This window comes from Streptomyces sp. NPDC041122, from assembly GCF_055592445.1.
Genome location: NZ_JBVIYQ010000008.1, coordinates 423,613 through 438,982 on the forward strand (window position 1 = coordinate 423,613; position 15,370 = coordinate 438,982).

Consider the following 15,370-nt stretch of genomic DNA (forward strand, 5'->3'; position numbering starts at 1 on the left):
CGGACTCCGGCGTCCCTACCGCTGCCGGCCCGAGCGCACCGCCAGGTACTCCTCGAAGGTGCCCTTGCCCACGGCCCGGTCCGGCGCCAGATGGCCGCCCGCCCGCGCCGCGCGGTAGGTGGCGCCGGCGAGCCGCACCGGCAGCAGGCGGCGCCGCTTGCCGCTCGCCCGCAGATAGGCGCGGGCCAGGTCGGGGAAGGTGCGGATCTCCGGCCCGCCCATGTCGTCGACGCGCCCGGCCGGCTCCGCCGCGGCCAACTCCGCGAGCCGGGCCGCCACTTCGGCGACCTCGATGGGCTGATCGCTGACCCCGGCGGGCAGCACCATGACGGGCAGCTTCGCCGAGGCCTCCATGAGCCGCAGGACCAGATCGTGGAACTGCGTGGTCCGCAGCACCGTCCAGCCGAGCCCGGACTCCTCGATCAGCCGCTCCACGGCGAGCTTGGACGTGTAGTAGCCGAGCGGCACCCGGTCGACGCCGACGATCGAGATGTAGACCAGATGCGCCACTCCGGCCCCGCGCGCCGCCGCGATCAGGTTCCGGGCGGCCTGCTCGTCACCGCCGCGCACGGTGGTCGCGCAGTGCACGACCACGTCCACGCCCGCCAGCGCCGCGTCCAGGCCCGCTCCGTCGCGCAGATCGACCGCGTAGGGCTGGGTGTGCCGGCTGAGCACCCGCACCTCGTGCCCGTCCGCCCGCAGCCGTCCGGTCACGAGACGTCCGAGGGTGCCGGTGCCACCGGTCACGAGGATCATGCTCATCACCAAGTTCCTTCGCAGTGCGGGACGCCGCCGACGCGGCCCTAGGCGGCCAACTGACGCTCCACGAACGCCAGCTTGTCCGGGTTCACCACCGAACGTACCCCGGTCACCCGCTCGTCGCCGCCCTCGAACGCGGCGATGGCCGTAATCCGCCCCGCCACCCGCAGCACCAGCGCGGGCGCGCCGTTGACCTCGGCGTACGAGATGTCCGACGCGGCCTCGACCTTGCCCATGACGCCGAGGAGGAACCGCAGCACGTTCTCCCGTCCGAGGATCGGCGTGCGGGTCGCGGCCGCCTTGCCACCGCCGTCGCCCCACCACGTCACGTCCGTGGCCAGTATCCGCTCCAGGCGCGCCACGTCCCCCTCACGGGCCGCGGCGATGAACGACTCGACGAACCGCTGGCGCAGCTCGTGTCCCGGCTCGAAGCGGGGCCGCGCCTCGGTGATCGCGCGGGCGGCCCTGCGGTACAGCTGGCGGCAGTTGGCCTCGGTCGTGTCGAGGACGTCCGCGATGTCCCGGTGGCTGTACGCGAACGCCTCCCGCAGCACGTACACCGCCCGTTCCTTGGGGGTGAGGCGCTCCAGGAGGACGAGCAGGGCCATCGACACCGCGTCCCGCTGCTCGGCCGACTCCAGCGGCCCGAGCGTGCCGCCGGAGGTGATGACCGGTTCCGGCAGCCAGGTCCCCACGTACTGCTCGCGCCGGGCGCGGGCCGAGGTCAGCCGGGTCAGGCAGAGGTTGGTGACGGTCTTGGCCAGCCAGGCGGAGGGCAGCACGATGTCCTCGCGCCGCATCGCGTTCCAGCGCAGGTACGCGTCCTGCACGGCGTCCTCCGCCTCCTGGGCGGAACCCAGTATCCGGTAGGCCAGGCCGAACATCCGGGGGCGGTGGGTCTCGAACTCCTCGGCCAGTGCCGTCGCGGTGCTCACGCCCTCAGGGTGCCAAATCCCGGGGACGTGAGCACGTATGACGGTCAGCAGGCGCCGAGATCCTGCCAGACACCCCAGGCGCCACCGGCGCCCGGCTCGTCGCCCTTCGTCCACCACTTGGACTTCCAGGTGTGCGCCTTGTGGGAGACGGTCGTGCCACCGCCGTACTCGGAGCCCGCGCTCCAGGCGGGCGCGGTGCAGGTGCCGGGGCCCGGCGGGTCGGTCGGGTCCGGCGGGTCGGTCGGGCCGGTGCCGGTGCCCGGCTCGACGAGGGTGGTGCCGCGTGCCAGGTCGCCGGCGAGCGCGTACGTGGTGCCGCCGATGGAGACCGTCCAGTTCCACGGCGTGGACACCGGCAGGTAGTAGTTGAAGGAGAGGTCCACGGAGGCGCCGGGGGCGAGGGACTGCCAGGCGGGCAGCTTCAGCGAGACCCGGTGGAAGTCGCCCTTGAGTCCGCCGGCGTTGCTGCCGGTGTGGTCGCTGCTGATCACCTTCGTGCCGAAGCCGGACTGGTCGGAGGCGTTGCCGGGGGCGGCGGTCGCGTAGTCGAACTGGAACTCGGTGCCGCCGGGCAGCGCCGTCTTCGTGTTGTTGGTGATCTTCAGCTTCGGCGTGATCGGGTAGTTGGAGTCGCCGAGCTTGAAGTCGCCGAACTCCACGCCGATGTCGACCGCCTTGGTGGGCAGCTCCTTGTTCGCGACCTTGGCGCCGTACGGCTTGGCGGACTTGAACTTGTCGTACATCAGCGAGGTGAGCGTGGAGCCCGTCTCGTACTGGCCCTTCGTGGCGTTCCAGCGGTAGTCGCCCGCCATCTCCCAGATCATCGTGCCGCCGACGCCCCGGTCGACCACGTAGTCGGCCTTCTTCGCCACCGACTCCTCGTCCTCCGTGGAGAGGAAGACCTTCTTGTCGGCGTTCCACAGCCACGGCGCGACCAGCGAGGAGCTGTACTTGCGGGCGTAGGTGCCGGTCAGCTTCGTGTCGGCGGGGAAGCCGTACTTGGTGACGTAGTCGCCGACGATGCCCTTCTCCAGGTTCTTGGCGTGCCACATCGGGTTGGAGCCGGCGGGCGCCTCCTTGCCGTTGTCGTCCTTGTCGTGCCAGAGGTTGTCGATGCCGACGGCGCCGTCACCGCACTTGGTCAGGCCGGAGCCGGCCGGACAGCTGGTGGCGGGTGCCCTGCCCCAGAGCCCGTCGGTGCCGCCCTGCACGTTCTTGAAGCCCCGCGTGTAGTACGGCAGGCCGATGTTGATGCGGCCGGCCGGCATCGAGCCGCGGAAGTAGTGGTAGGCCCAGTCGGTGTTGAGGTAGCCGATGCCGCCGTACTGCTGGCTGCCGTACACGTTCGCCGCCGCGAGCTCCGCGTCCTTGCCGTCGTCGTAGAGCGAGGCGTTGGGGCCGACGTACTCGTTCCAGGCCCCGTGCAGGTCGTAGGACATGATGTTGACGTAGTCCAGGTACTTCTGGACCTGGAAGGTCTCCATGCCGCGCAGCAGATAGCCGGACGAGGGAGCCGCCACCGTCAGCATGTAGTGCCTGCCGTCGGCCGCGCCCGCCCGGTCGAGCTTCTGGCGCAGGGACTTCATGAGCGCCGCGTAGCCCTTGACCAGGCCCGCCCGGCGGGCGTTGGAGATCGAGTAGTCGAGCGGGTTGCCCGCGTCCTTCATCGTGGTCGGGTACTCGTAGTCGATGTCGACGCCGTTGAAGCCGTACTTCTTGATGAAGGCGACCGCGGAGTCGGCGAAGGTGTCGATGCCCGCCTGGTTCACCGAGCCGTCGGCGTTGGTGGCCATCGAGTAGAAGCCGCCGGAGTCCACGCGCTTGCCGTCGTCGCCGAAGTATCCGCCGGTCTCGGCCCAACCGCCCACGGAGATCAGCGTCTTGACGTTCGGGTGCTGCTTCTTGAACTTGTTGAGCAGGTTGAAGTGGCCCTTGTAGGGCAGCGCCGGGTCCATCTCGGCGCCCGCGACGCCCGGCCAGGTCATCCCGGTGGCGGCGTTCTTCTCGCCGTCGGCGCCGACCGAGACCTTGTTGTCCTTGTCGACGTGGGCGAAGGCGTAGTTGATGTGGGTGACCTTGTCCCACGGGATGTCCGGGGCGAGGTAGGCGGGCTCGCCGTTCTTGCCGGTGCGCCAGCCGGTGAAGTAGCCGATGACGCGCCGCTGGTGGTCGGCGCCCATCTTCTCGCGGCCGTCGCTGTCGTAGACGGAGCAGTAGGGGACGTCGACGCCGGGGGTCCGGTAGAGCCCGTCGGGGCGACAGGACGCGTCGTCGGCGGCGTGCGAGACGCCGCCGCCGGAGACCAGGCCGAGCAACAGACCGGCGACGGCGGTGCCGGCGGCGAACAGTGTGGGTCTCGCGCGGGTGAGGGACGGCAAGGGGGGCCTCCTGAGCGGTGCGGAACTCGGGACGGGGCGGAACAACACGACCGGGGACAAGGTGAATCGTTCTGGGGCCCCGGCGTGCGCACACCGTCGGCTCCGGCTCCTCTGAGGTGACGCAGAGATTAAGAGGACTAGACCAGTGCGTCAATAGGTCCGGACCAATGTGGTGCGAGATGGTTGAACGAGTGACGTGCGATGGTCGAACGGGGGCGGTTGTGAGCCAGGCCACAGCCGGTCGCCCATATGGCCCCCGACCAGGCGTGGCACACTGGCCTCGTACCAGAAGCAGCGCACTCCGGGGTCGGTGTAATTCCGAACCGGCGGTTACAGTCCGCGACCCGGCCGCCTCCAGCGGCCGGTTGACCAGGTGAAATTCCTGGACCGACGGTGAAAGTCCGGATGGGAGGCAGTGCGCGGCGGGCGGGCATCCTTGCGCGCCGCCGTAGTGACAGTGGCTCGTTCCTGGCATTCCCAGGGACGGTTTCCGGGACATCCGGGGACCATCTGTCGTTCGGCGCAGCGTCGCTATCGGTGTCGTCGTCCGTTCGTTCTGTCGTCATCGACAGGCCCCGGAGTCCGTGCCCGAAGAGGCAGGAGGACCCGGTGGCCACCGCCGCAGCCGAAGCAGCCGCCATGCAGCGTGCCGTCACGCTCGCCGCGCACGGACTCGGCTCCACCAGCCCCAATCCCGTTGTCGGCTGCGTCGTCCTCGACGCCGCGGGCGAGCCCGTGGGCGAGGGCTGGCACCAGCGCGCGGGCGGCCCGCACGCCGAGGTGAACGCCCTGCGCGCCGCCGGTGAGCGGGCCCGCGGGGGCACCGCCCTCGTCACCCTCGAACCCTGCAACCACACCGGCCGCACCGGCCCCTGCGCGCAGGCCCTCATCGACGCCGGGATCGCCCGCGTCGTCTACGCGGTCGCCGACCCCAACCCCACCGCGACCGGCGGCGCACGGACCCTGCGCGCGGCCGGGATCGCCGTGGAACAGGGCCTCCTGGCGGAAGCGGCCGCCGAGGGCAACGCCGCCTGGCTGACCTCCGTACGGCTCGGCCGCCCCCACGTCACCTGGAAGTACGCCGCCACGCTCGACGGCCGCACCGCCGCCGCCGACGGCACCAGCCGCTGGATCACCTCCGCCGAGGCCCGCGCCGACGTGCACCGGCTGCGCGCCGAGTGCGACGCCGTCGTCGTCGGCTCCGGCACCCAGCGCGCCGACGACCCGCACCTCGCCGTGCGCGGCGTCCCAGACACCGAAACGGCCGCCGTACAGCCGCTGCGGGTCGTCGTCGACACCAGCGGCACGGCCGTCGCCCCGGACGCCCGCGTCCTGGACGACGCCGCCCCCACCCTCATCGCCGTCGCCGACGACGTGACGCCCGCGTACGAAGGCGTGGAGACCGTCCGACTGCCGCGCGCCGAGGGCGGATTGGACGTGCCGGCCCTCCTCGACGCGCTCCACGCGCGCGGCGTGCGCTCCGTCCTCCTCGAAGGCGGCCCGACGCTCGCCGGGGCCTTCGTCGCCGCCGACGCCGTCGACCGCGTCGTCGGCTACCTCGCCCCCGCCCTGCTCGGCGCGGGCCCCGCCGTCCTGACCGGCGGCGGAATCACGACCATCACCGATGCGTTGCGGCTCGACGTGCGCGAAGTCCTCCGTATCGGCCCCGACCTGCGCATCACCGCGACCCTCGTAGCGAAGGAGCACTGACGTGTTCACCGGAATCGTCGAAGAGCTGGGCGAGATCACCGCCGTCGAGAACCTTCCCGACGCCTCCCGCTTCCGGCTGCGCGGCCCCGTGGTGACCGAGGGCGCGCGGCACGGCGACTCCATCGCCGTCAACGGCGTCTGTCTGACGGTCGTGGAGCACGAGGGCGAGGAGTTCACCGCCGACGTGATGGCGGAGACCCTGAACCGCTCCAGCCTCGGCGCGCTCGCCGTCGGCTCGCGCGTCAACCTGGAGCGCCCCACCGCCGTCGGCGCCCGCCTCGGCGGCCACATCGTGCAGGGACACGTGGATGGGACGGGCGAGATCGTCGAGCGCAAGCCCTCCGACAACTGGGAGATCGTCAAGATCTCGCTCCCCGCCGGGCTGTCCCGCTACGTCGTCGAGAAGGGCTCCATCACCGTCGACGGTGTCAGCCTCACCGTCGTCGACGCCGGCCCCGACTTCTTCACCATCAGCCTGATCCCCACGACCCTCGCGCTGACCACGCTCGGCATCAAGCAGCCCGGCGACCCGGTCAACCTCGAGGTCGACGTCATCGCCAAGTACGTCGAGCGCCTGCTCGGCGACCGCGCGCAGGTCCCGGCCCGGGAGGTCACCCAGTGAACTGGCTCAACGCCGAGGCCTTCACCGCCTTCGACCAGCACATCCTCTGGTCCGACATGATCGGCAACACCGTCGGTCTGATCGCCCTCGCGCTCGGCTGGCGGCGCTCCATATGGACCTGGCCCGCCCAGTTCCTCTCCGGCGTCATCCTCGTCGCCGCGTACGCCTCCGCGCAGCTGTCCGGCGGCGTCGGCAAGCAGCTGCTCGTCATCGGCGTCGCGGTGTGGGGCTGGCGGCAGTGGACCCGCGGCAGGCAGCAGGCGCAGGACGGTTCCATCGCCATCCGGTTCGCCACCTGGAAGGAGCGCGGACTGCTCCTCGGCGCCACCGCCGTGGGCACCCTCGCGGTCGGCGCGCTGTTCAGCGCCGTCCCCTCGCTCTCCTGGAACCCCTGGCCGGACGCCTACATCTTCGTCGGCACACTGGCCGCGATGGTCGCCCAGGCCCGCGGGCTCGTCGAGTTCTGGTTCGCCTGGCTGCTCGTCGACGTGGTCGGCGTGCCGCTCGCCTTCGACAGCGGCCTGGCCTTCTCCGGACTCGTGTACGTCGTCTATCTCGCCCTCGTCCTCTGGGGCCTGCGCGACTGGTGGCTGCGCTCCCGCGCGGCGGCCTCCCGGCCCGTCATGGAAGGAGCCCCGGCATGAGCGCGGCACCGATCTGGTACAGCACCGAAGGCCCCGAAGACCTCTCCCTCGACCCGGTCGAGAAGGCCGTCGCCGACATCGCCGCGGGCCGCCCCGTCGTGGTCGTCGACGACGAGGACCGGGAGAACGAGGGCGACCTCGTCATCGCCGCCGAGAAGGCGACCCCGGAGATCGTCGCCTTCATGATGAGCGAGTGCCGGGGCCTGATCTGCGCGCCGATGGAGCCCCTCGAACTCGACCGGCTCCGGCTCCCGCAGATGGTCGAGCACAACACCGAGTCGATGAGCACGGCCTTCACCGTCTCCGTCGACGCCTCCGCCGCGCACGGCGTGAGCACCGGCATCTCCGCCGCCGACCGCGCCACCACCCTGCGACTGCTGGCCTCCGGCGTGGCCGGCGCGGACGACTTCGTGCGCCCCGGCCACGTCTTCCCGCTGCGCGCCAAGCCCGGCGGCGTCCTGGTGCGCAACGGCCACACCGAGGCCGCCGTCGACCTCGCCCGGCTCGCCGGGCTGCGCCCCGCGGGCGCCATCGTGGAGATCGCCGGGGAGGACGGGAAGATGCTCCGCCTGCCCGAGCTGGTCCCCTTCGCCCGCAAGCACGGCCTGACGATCATCTCCATCGAGGACCTGATCGCCTACCGCCGCTCCTCGGAGCCCACCGTCCGCCGCGAGGCCGAGGTGCGCCTGCCGACCGCCTTCGGCGACTTCACCGCGTACGGCTACCGCTCCACCGTCGACGGCGTCGAGCACGTCGCCCTCGTCCACGGCGACCTCGGCGACGGCGAGGACGTCCTGGCCCGGCTGCACTCCGAATGCCTGACCGGCGACGTCTTCCACTCGCTGCGCTGCGACTGCGGGCCGCAGCTGGAGGCGTCCATGCGGCGCATCACCGCCGAGGGGCGCGGCGTCGTGGTCTACCTGCGCGGCCACGAGGGCCGCGGCATCGGCCTGCTCTCCAAGCTGCGCGCGTACGAGCTCCAGGAGCGCGGCAGCGACACCCTCGACGCCAACCTGGAGCTCGGCCTGCCCGCCGACTCCCGGGACTACGGCGCCGGCGCGCAGATCCTGCGCGACCTCGGCGTGCGCGGCGTCCGGCTGATGACCAACAACCCCGACAAGACCGACGCGGTCCTGCGGCACGGCGTGAAGGTCACCGGGCGCGAGCCGATGCCCGTCGAGGCCGGCGAACACAATCTTCGGTACCTGCGCACCAAGCGGGACCGGATGGGGCACGACCTGCCCTGGCTGGACACCCCCGAGGTGTCCGCCTGCGGCAACCAGTAACAGCGAACACCGGACACGGCACAGCACCGGACACGGTCAGAGGATCTGAAGGAGAAGCGCGTGAGCGGCAAGGGTGCACCCGAGCTGAGCGTCAAGAACTGCGGCGACCTCCGGGTCGCGGTGATCGCCGCGCAGTGGCACGAGAAGGTCATGGACGGCCTCGTCGACGGGGCCCTGCGCGCCCTGACCGAACTGGGGATCAGCGAGCCGACCGTGCTGCGCGTGCCCGGCAGCTTCGAGCTGCCCGTCGTCGCCAAGGTCCTCGCGGGGCGCGGCTACGACGCGATCGTCGCGCTCGGCGTCGTCATCCGCGGCGGCACCCCGCACTTCGAGTACGTGTGCCAGGGCGTCACCCAGGGCCTCACCCAGGTCTCCGTGGACACCGGCGTCCCGATCGGCTTCGGCGTGCTGACCTGCGACACCGAGGACCAGGCGCTGGACCGCGCGGGCATCGAGGGATCCCGCGAGGACAAGGGCCACGAGGCGGTCACCGCGGCCGTGGCCACCGCCACCACGCTGCGCACCGTCTCCGAACCCTGGCGCTGAGGGGGACCGTCCGGCCGCGTAGAGTGGCGACCATCATGTCCAAGAAGACTTTCGAGGAGCTCTTCTCCGAGCTCCGGCACAAGGCCGTCAACGGCGACCCCGCGACCTCCCGTACCGCCGAGCTGGTCGACAAGGGCGTCCATGCCATCGGCAAGAAGGTCGTCGAGGAGGCCGCCGAGGTCTGGATGGCCGCCGAGTACGAGGGCAAGGAAGCCGCCGCCGAGGAGATCTCGCAGCTCCTCTACCACGTGCAGGTGATGATGGTCGCCCGCGGCATCTCCCTCGACGACGTCTACGCCCACCTCTGAGCCGTACGTCCCCACCCTGACAACCCACCCTTCACGCAAAGGAATCCCGCCTCATGCTGCGCATCGCCGTCCCCAACAAGGGTTCACTGTCCGGACCTGCGTCGGCGATGCTCCATGAGGCCGGATACCAGCAGCGCAAGGAGTCCAAGGAACTCGTCCTCGTCGACCCCGAGAACGAGGTCGAGTTCTTCTACCTGCGGCCCAAGGACATCGCGATCTACGTCGCGACCGGCCGCCTCGACATCGGCATCACCGGCCAGGACCTGCTGATCGACTCCGGCGCCGACGCCGAGACGATCCTGCCGCTGGGCTTCGCCCGCTCCACCTTCCGCTTCGCCGCGAAGCCGGGCACCGCGGACTCCATCCAGGACCTGTCGGGCAAGACCGTCGCGACGTCCTACGAGGGCATCGTCGCCAAGCACCTCGCCGAGCAGGGCGTCGACGCCTCCGTCGTCCACCTGGACGGCGCCGTGGAGACCGCCATCGAACTGGGCGTCGCCCAGGTCATCGCGGACGTCGTGGAGACCGGCACCTCGCTGCGCAACGCGGGCCTGGAGGTCTTCGGCGAGCCGATCATGAAGTCCGAGGCGGTCGTCATCCGGCGCACCGGCGCGGACGGCGACGAGCCGAAGGTGCAGCAGTTCCTGCGCCGTCTGCAGGGCGTCCTGGTCGCCCGGTCCTACGTGATGATGGACTACGACTGCCGCGCCGAGCACCTGGAGCGGGCCGTCGCGCTCACCCCCGGCCTGGAGTCGCCGACGATCTCGCCGCTGCACAACGAGGGCTGGGTCGCCGTGCGCTCCATGGTCCCCGCCAAGGAGGCCCAGCGCGTCATGGACGACCTGTACGCCCTCGGCGCCCGGGCCATCCTGACCACGGCCATCCACGCCTGCCGCCTCTGACCCGGCCGGAGCCCCCGCCTCATGTCCGACGTACCCGCCCCGCCCGCCCTGCCCGTCACCTTCCGGCCGACGCGGACCCGCGCCGTCCTGCTCACCGCGGGCGTGGCGATCTTCGTGGTGATCACGGCGATCGCGTTCCTGCTGCCCGCGCTCAGCCCGGGGGAGCGGACCAGCTTCGTCTTCACCGGCGCCCTGCTCTTCGGCGTACTGGCGCTGCTCAGCAGGCCCAAGGTGGTCGCCGACGCGTCCGGCGTGACCGTCGTCAACATCGCGTCCAGCCGCCGCCTGGAGTGGGCCGAGATCGTCCAGGTCAACCTGCGGCCCGGCGACCCCTGGGTCTTCCTGAACCTCAGCGACGGCACCAGCCTGCCCGCGCTGGGCATCCAGCCGGGCATCGCCAGGCAGCAGGCGATCGCCGACGCCCGTGCCCTGCGCGCGCTCGCGGACGCCCGCACGGCTCGCGAGAACTAGGGCCTGGACGTTCCGCGGCCGGTCTTGATTAATCTGGTGACGGGGCAGCGCACGGTGCGCCGCCCCGCCCCTGACGGGCCCGCCCGGCTCCCAGGGGTCCCTGCTACCCGAGGAGTGACTCCCTCCGGCGATGGACGGATCGTCCTGTAGTACCTGCGCCGCCCCCTCCCGACACCACGGGACCGGCACGACCGGGGAGGCGGCGGCATGACAGTGCCCCTGCTGCTTCTCGGGGCGGCATTCCTGCTGATTCTCGCCAACGGCTTCTTCGTGGCGGCCGAGTTCGGTCTCGTCACCGTCGAGCGGCCGGACGCGGAGAAGGCCGCGGCCGACGGCGACCGACGGGCCCGTACGGTCGTCAGCGCCCTCAAGGAGCTGTCCTTCCAGCTCTCCGGCACCCAGCTCGGCATCACCATCACCTCGCTCGTCGTCGGCATGCTCGCCGAACCGGCCCTCGCGCGGCTGCTCGCGGGCCCGTTCACGGCCATCGGCGTCCCCGAGGGCGGGGTCGGCGGTGTCTCCGTGGTCGTCGGCATGCTGCTCGCGTCCGCCGTGCAGATGGTGATCGGCGAGCTCGTGCCCAAGAACTGGGCGGTGTCCCGGCCCCTGCAGGTCGCGCGGTTCGTCGCGGGCCCGCAGCACGCCTTCGCGCGGCTCTTCCGGCCCGTGATCGCGCTCCTGAACACCGTGGCCAACCGGCTGGTGCGCGCCCTCGGCGTCGAGCCCGCCGAGGAGCTCGCCTCCGCCCGCACCCCCGGCGAACTGGTCTCCCTGGCCCGGCACTCGGCCCGGGCCGGTGCCCTGGAGCAGGACACCGCCGACCTGTTCGTGCGCACCCTCTCGCTCGGCGAGCTGACCGCGCAGCACGTCATGACACCGCGCGTGAGGGTCAGCGCGCTGCAGTCCTCGGCGACCGCCGAGGACGTGGTCAACCTGACCCGCGCCACGGGTCTGTCCCGCTTCCCGGTCTACGCCGAGTCCATCGACGAGGTCGACGGCATGGTGCACCTCAAGGACGCCCTCGCGGTCGCCGCCCACGAGCGGCTCAGGACGCCCGTGCGGCGCATCGCGCGGTCCCCGCTGCTGGTCCCCGAGACGCTGCCCGTACAGCCCCTTCTGGAGCGGCTGCGCAGCGAGCAGCCGATCGCCGTCGTCGTCGACGAGTACGGCGGCACGGCGGGCGTCGTCACCCTGGAGGACATCGTCGAGGAACTCGTCGGCGAGGTCCGCGACGAGCACGACCGGCTCGATCTGCCCGAGCTCTGCGCCGCGCCCGCCGAGGACGGCGCGTCCGCGTGGGACGCCGACGGCAGCTGCCGGGTCGACACGCTGCAGCGCATCGGACTCGACGTGCCCGAGGGCCCGTACGAGACCGTGGCGGGCCTCGTCGCCGACCTGCTCGGCCGCATCCCGGCCCCCGGCGACCGGGCCGAACTCCCGGGCTGGCGGCTCTCGGTGCGCCAGGTCGGGCACTACCGCGCGGAGCGGGTGCGGCTCGTCCGCCTCCAGGAGGCCGGCGTGGTCGCCGCGGCCGGTGCGGAGGCGCTGCGATGAGTCTGCTGCAACTCCTCTTCGCCGTCCTGCTGGTGCTCGCCAACGGCTTCTTCGTGGGCGCCGAGTTCGCGCTCGTGTCCGTGCGCCGCAGCCAGATCGAGCCGCTCGGCACCAAGCGGTCCCGCCAGGTCCTTTACGGCCTGGAACACCTGCCGCAGATGATGGCCGCCGCCCAGTTCGGCATCACCGTCTGCTCGTTGACGCTCGGCGCCGTCGCCGAGCCGACCGTCGCCCATCTCCTGGAGCCGGTCTTCGAGGCGGCGCGGCTGCCCGAGGGCATGATCCACCCGCTCGGCTATGCGATCGCGCTCGCCGTCGTGGTCTTCCTCCACCTCGTGATCGGCGAGATGGTCCCGAAGAACCTCGCGATGGCGGCCCCGGAGAAGACCGCCCTCTGGTTCAGCCCGGGTCTCGTCGCCTTCGCGCGGCTGTGCCGCCCGGTGACCGCGGCGCTCGGGGCGTGCGCCCGGCTCGTCCTGCGGCTGTTCCGGGTGGAGCCCAAGGACGAGGTCGAGGCGGTGTTCACCAGCGTGCAGCTGGGCCGCCTCGTCGAGGACTCCGGCCAGGCCGGCCTGCTCGACCCGGTCGAGCAGGAGCGCCTGGAGGACGCCCTGGAGCTGGGCTCGCGCCCGGTCACCGACGTCCTGCTCGACCGGGCCTCCCTGGTGACCGTGGGCCCCTCGGTCACCCCGGCCCGGGTGGTCGAGCTCACCGGCCGCACCGGCTACTCCCGCTTCCCGGTCTGCGCGGAGAACGGCGCCTTCATGGGCTACCTCCACGTGAAGGACGTCCTGGACCTGGAGGACACCGACCGCGCAGTCCCGCAGCAGGTGTGGCGGCCGATGACCACGCTGGGGGCCGAGCTCCCGCTGGACGACGCGCTGACCGTGATGCGGCGCGCCGCGACCCATCTGGCGCAGGTCGCCGACGCGTCCGGCAAGGTGCTCGGCCTGGTCGCCCTGGAGGACGTCCTGGAGCTCCTGGTCGGCGAGGTGCGCGACCCGGCGCACCGGGTCACGGCGCAGCGGACGCCGCCGGCGGAGAGCCGGAACATCGCGCTCGCGGCCGGTTCGGCGCGCTGATCCGGGCCGGCCGCGCCGGTCCGCGGGGCCCCCGGGGGAGTCAGACCCCCGGGGCGTCCTGCGGGCCCCGGCCGGAGAGCACTTCGCCGTACGCCTGCATCAGGTCGGGCAGCCGCAGGGTCGACAGGTCGTCGCGGCCCGGCTCGCCGGGATAGCCGGAGAGCCGCAGGTCGCGGTAGGCGCAGCTCTTCTCGTACAGCGTGCGCAGGAAGCGGCCGTTGCCGAGCTCGTCGATCCAGGCCTGGTCGACGACGTGCCCGCTGATGGAGCGCAGCTCCTCCAGCGCCTCCTCGTCCCACACGTCGCCGTTGTCGGCGGCCAGCACCTCGCCGATGGCGGTGAGTTCGAGGGGGCGGTACGAGGGGAAGTCCACGCGGGTCGTGAAGCGCGAGGAGAGCCCGGGGTTGGCGGCGAGCAGCCGGTCCATGCCCTCGGGGTACCCGGCGAGGATCACGACGAGGTGGTCGCGGTTGTCCTCGGCGCGCTTGAGCAGGACCTGGAGGGCCTCGTCGCCGTACGCGTCGCCCTTGCCGTAGCCGGAGTTGGAGAGGGAGTAGGCCTCGTCGACGAAGAGGACGCCGCCGATGGCCGAGTCGATCAGCTCGTTGGCCTTCACGGCGGTCTGGCCCAGGTACTCGCCGACCAGGTCGGCGCGTTGGGCCTCCACCAGGTGGTCGCCGCCGAGCAGGCCGAGCGCGTAGAAGACCCGGCCCAGGATGCGGGCGACGGTGGTCTTGCCGGTGCCCGAGGGGCCGGAGAAGACGAAGTGTCGTTTCGGCGGCTGCACGGGCAGGCCCTGCGCGGCCCGCAGGCGCGCCATGTTCAGCTGTGCGGAGAGCGCCTTGACCTGGCGTTTCACCGGCTCCAGGCCGACCATGCCCTCCAGTTCGAAGAGCGCGGCCTCCAGGAGCGCGGGGTCGGTGGGGCCGGGCGGCAACTGCACGGGGCCCGGCTTGATCGGGATGATCGCCTTCTCGCGTACGCCGTCCGTCCCGGAGGGGCCGGGGGAGCCGGGGCCGGCGGGACCAGGGGCGCCCGGGGCGCCGGGAGAGGACGTGGGGCCGCCCGGGCCGGTGGGGGCGGGCGGCAGGTCGGGGCCGGTGACCTTCACGTCCCGCCCCTCGGTGCCGAACAGCGTGTCGATGCCGTCGGGCCCGTCCAGCACGTCCTGGCCGATCCCGGTCAGGCTGATCGCGGCGGCGAGGTCGGCCGCCTCGTCGTACCCGTCGCCCTCGGCGATCGCCGCGAGCCGGGCGGAGGTGTCCATGAAGGAGGCGTCGACCCGGTGCACCGCGCGGTACAGCGGCAGGGCGGCGGCCGAGCGGCCGGTGCCCTCGTGCGCACGGGCCAGCCAGTAGCGGAGCTCCTTGCGCTGGGGCTGTTCGCTGCGGCAGCGCATCAGGGCGGCGGACAGCAGCGGCTCGGCCTGGCCGTACGTCTCCAGGCGCACCCGCGCCATGCCGCCGAAGAGCCCCGCCTCGATGCCCAGCATCGGGTCGTCGATCAGCGGGTCGGTGTGCCGCACCAACTGCTCCCAGTCCTTGACCAGATAGGAGCGGCAGGCGTGCAGGAAGCGCACCTGGGGATCGGCGTCGACCGGCGGCAGGCCCGCCAACGCCCGGTCGAGCTCGGGGACATGGCGTCCGTCGAGCCAGTGCGAGGCGTGCGCGAGCAGCAGGTCGCGGGTGCTCTCCAGGACGGGCTGGACCCACCAGCCCAGCCAGTACCAGGAGTTGAGGGCGCGCGCGTGCCGGGTGCGCTGCTCGCCGAACCGGTCCCGGTGCTGGAACATCCGCAGCAACGCGGTCGTCGTGTCGATGCGCAGCGCGTGCAGCCCGAGCCAGCCGTCGGCCATCCCGGGATCCATCCGGACCGCCGTGCGGAACTCCTCCTCCGCCTGCGGATAGGCGCCCATCGTGTAGGCGTCGACGCCTCGCAGCCAGGCGAGGTCGGCCGGGGCGGGTGAGCCCACCGCGTCGAAGTCCATCAGGTCCCCCACAAACCGTGCCCCCGTTTGCGTACCGCCGGACTTGGTGCCCGCCGGCGTCTGCGCCGAACCACTGCGCCGAACCACCGCGCTCAATCACTGCGCCGAACCGCTGTGCCGAACCGCTGTGCTGGTGACGGGAGTTGACTCGATGCGCAGAGCATCCGTCCGAAAAGGCGCACCGAT

The 15,370-nt window shown here is 72.0% G+C and carries 14 protein-coding genes and 1 riboswitch; of the genes, 10 read left to right on the plus strand and 4 right to left on the minus strand.

Annotated elements, in window-relative coordinates:
- Positions 1–15 precede the first annotated feature (15 nt).
- Genes ACZ6B8_RS28620 through ACZ6B8_RS28630 form a run of 3 tightly spaced genes read right to left on the minus strand, consistent with a single transcriptional unit; the run spans position 16 to position 4,072 of the window.
- Positions 16–762: an SDR family oxidoreductase gene (locus ACZ6B8_RS28620; protein ID WP_471609122.1), complete on the minus strand. Its 747-nt coding sequence runs from the start codon at positions 760–762 to the stop codon at positions 16–18.
- Positions 763–803: 41 nt separating this feature from the next.
- On the minus strand, positions 804–1,694 hold the full coding sequence (locus ACZ6B8_RS28625; protein ID WP_471081124.1) for an RNA polymerase sigma-70 factor: 891 nt from the start codon (positions 1,692–1,694) through the stop codon (positions 804–806).
- A 44-nt stretch (positions 1,695–1,738) separates the two neighbouring features.
- Complete coding sequence (locus ACZ6B8_RS28630) at positions 1,739–4,072, minus strand: chitinase C-terminal domain-containing protein (RefSeq protein WP_471609123.1); 2,334 nt, start codon at positions 4,070–4,072, stop codon at positions 1,739–1,741.
- 292 nt (positions 4,073–4,364) lie between these two features.
- A riboswitch (FMN riboswitch) is annotated at positions 4,365–4,495 on the plus strand.
- 186 nt (positions 4,496–4,681) lie between these two features.
- Between ACZ6B8_RS28630 and ribD the strand changes: the two genes are divergently transcribed.
- The 10 genes from ribD (at position 4,682) to ACZ6B8_RS28680 (ending at position 13,197) form a co-directional block, all read left to right on the plus strand.
- Positions 4,682–5,782: a bifunctional diaminohydroxyphosphoribosylaminopyrimidine deaminase/5-amino-6-(5-phosphoribosylamino)uracil reductase RibD gene (ribD, locus tag ACZ6B8_RS28635; RefSeq protein WP_471609124.1), complete on the plus strand. Its 1,101-nt coding sequence runs from the start codon at positions 4,682–4,684 to the stop codon at positions 5,780–5,782.
- Position 5,783: 1 nt separating this feature from the next.
- Entirely contained in the window at positions 5,784–6,404 is a 621-nt protein-coding gene (locus ACZ6B8_RS28640; RefSeq protein ID WP_471609125.1) for a riboflavin synthase, read from the plus strand.
- A gap of 56 nt (positions 6,405–6,460) precedes the next feature.
- Positions 6,461–7,048 (plus strand): nicotinamide mononucleotide transporter family protein, encoded by a 588-nt coding sequence (locus ACZ6B8_RS28645; RefSeq protein ID WP_355819574.1) that lies wholly within the window; start codon positions 6,461–6,463, stop codon positions 7,046–7,048.
- A complete protein-coding gene (locus ACZ6B8_RS28650) occupies positions 7,045–8,334 on the plus strand; it encodes a bifunctional 3,4-dihydroxy-2-butanone-4-phosphate synthase/GTP cyclohydrolase II (RefSeq protein WP_471609126.1) in 1,290 nt (429 codons plus the stop codon). Before ACZ6B8_RS28645 ends, ACZ6B8_RS28650 begins: the two co-directional genes overlap by 4 nt.
- A 60-nt stretch (positions 8,335–8,394) precedes the next feature.
- On the plus strand, positions 8,395–8,880 hold the full coding sequence (gene ribH, locus ACZ6B8_RS28655) for a 6,7-dimethyl-8-ribityllumazine synthase (protein ID WP_355819387.1): 486 nt from the start codon (positions 8,395–8,397) through the stop codon (positions 8,878–8,880).
- Between the two features lie 35 nt (positions 8,881–8,915).
- A complete protein-coding gene (locus ACZ6B8_RS28660; RefSeq protein WP_355819390.1) occupies positions 8,916–9,188 on the plus strand; it encodes a phosphoribosyl-ATP diphosphatase in 273 nt (90 codons plus the stop codon).
- Positions 9,189–9,241: 53 nt separating this feature from the next.
- A complete protein-coding gene (gene hisG / locus ACZ6B8_RS28665) occupies positions 9,242–10,090 on the plus strand; it encodes an ATP phosphoribosyltransferase (protein WP_471609127.1) in 849 nt (282 codons plus the stop codon).
- Between the two features lie 21 nt (positions 10,091–10,111).
- Positions 10,112–10,561: a PH domain-containing protein gene (locus tag ACZ6B8_RS28670; protein WP_471081142.1), complete on the plus strand. Its 450-nt coding sequence runs from the start codon at positions 10,112–10,114 to the stop codon at positions 10,559–10,561.
- A 207-nt stretch (positions 10,562–10,768) separates the two neighbouring features.
- A complete protein-coding gene (locus ACZ6B8_RS28675; RefSeq protein ID WP_471609128.1) occupies positions 10,769–12,115 on the plus strand; it encodes a hemolysin family protein in 1,347 nt (448 codons plus the stop codon).
- Positions 12,112–13,197, plus strand: coding sequence for a hemolysin family protein (locus tag ACZ6B8_RS28680; protein ID WP_471609129.1), 1,086 nt, complete (start codon positions 12,112–12,114; stop codon positions 13,195–13,197). Before ACZ6B8_RS28675 ends, ACZ6B8_RS28680 begins: the two co-directional genes overlap by 4 nt.
- Before the next feature lie 40 nt (positions 13,198–13,237).
- Here ACZ6B8_RS28680 and ACZ6B8_RS28685 read toward each other — a convergent pair whose 3' ends face one another.
- The gene (locus ACZ6B8_RS28685) at positions 13,238–15,184 is read right to left on the minus strand and encodes an AAA family ATPase (RefSeq protein ID WP_471609130.1); all 1,947 of its coding nucleotides are present in this window, start codon (positions 15,182–15,184) and stop codon (positions 13,238–13,240) included.
- Positions 15,185–15,370: the final 186 nt, after the last annotated feature.

Bases quoted from the DNA above. Each gene is read 5' to 3' on its own strand.
- ACZ6B8_RS28620 (WP_471609122.1), bottom strand. From the start codon at position 762: ATGAGCATGATCCTCGTGACCGGTGGCACCGGCACCCTCGGACGTCTC.
- ACZ6B8_RS28645 (WP_355819574.1), top strand. From the start codon at position 6,461: ATGATCGGCAACACCGTCGGTCTGATCGCCCTCGCGCTCGGCTGGCGG.
- ACZ6B8_RS28650 (WP_471609126.1), top strand. From the start codon at position 7,045: ATGAGCGCGGCACCGATCTGGTACAGCACCGAAGGCCCCGAAGACCTC.
- ACZ6B8_RS28660 (WP_355819390.1), top strand. From the start codon at position 8,916: ATGTCCAAGAAGACTTTCGAGGAGCTCTTCTCCGAGCTCCGGCACAAG.
- hisG (WP_471609127.1), top strand. From the start codon at position 9,242: ATGCTGCGCATCGCCGTCCCCAACAAGGGTTCACTGTCCGGACCTGCG.
- ACZ6B8_RS28670 (WP_471081142.1), top strand. From the start codon at position 10,112: ATGTCCGACGTACCCGCCCCGCCCGCCCTGCCCGTCACCTTCCGGCCG.
- ACZ6B8_RS28675 (WP_471609128.1), top strand. From the start codon at position 10,769: ATGACAGTGCCCCTGCTGCTTCTCGGGGCGGCATTCCTGCTGATTCTC.
- ACZ6B8_RS28680 (WP_471609129.1), top strand. From the start codon at position 12,112: ATGAGTCTGCTGCAACTCCTCTTCGCCGTCCTGCTGGTGCTCGCCAAC.
- ACZ6B8_RS28685 (WP_471609130.1), bottom strand. From the start codon at position 15,184: ATGGACTTCGACGCGGTGGGCTCACCCGCCCCGGCCGACCTCGCCTGG.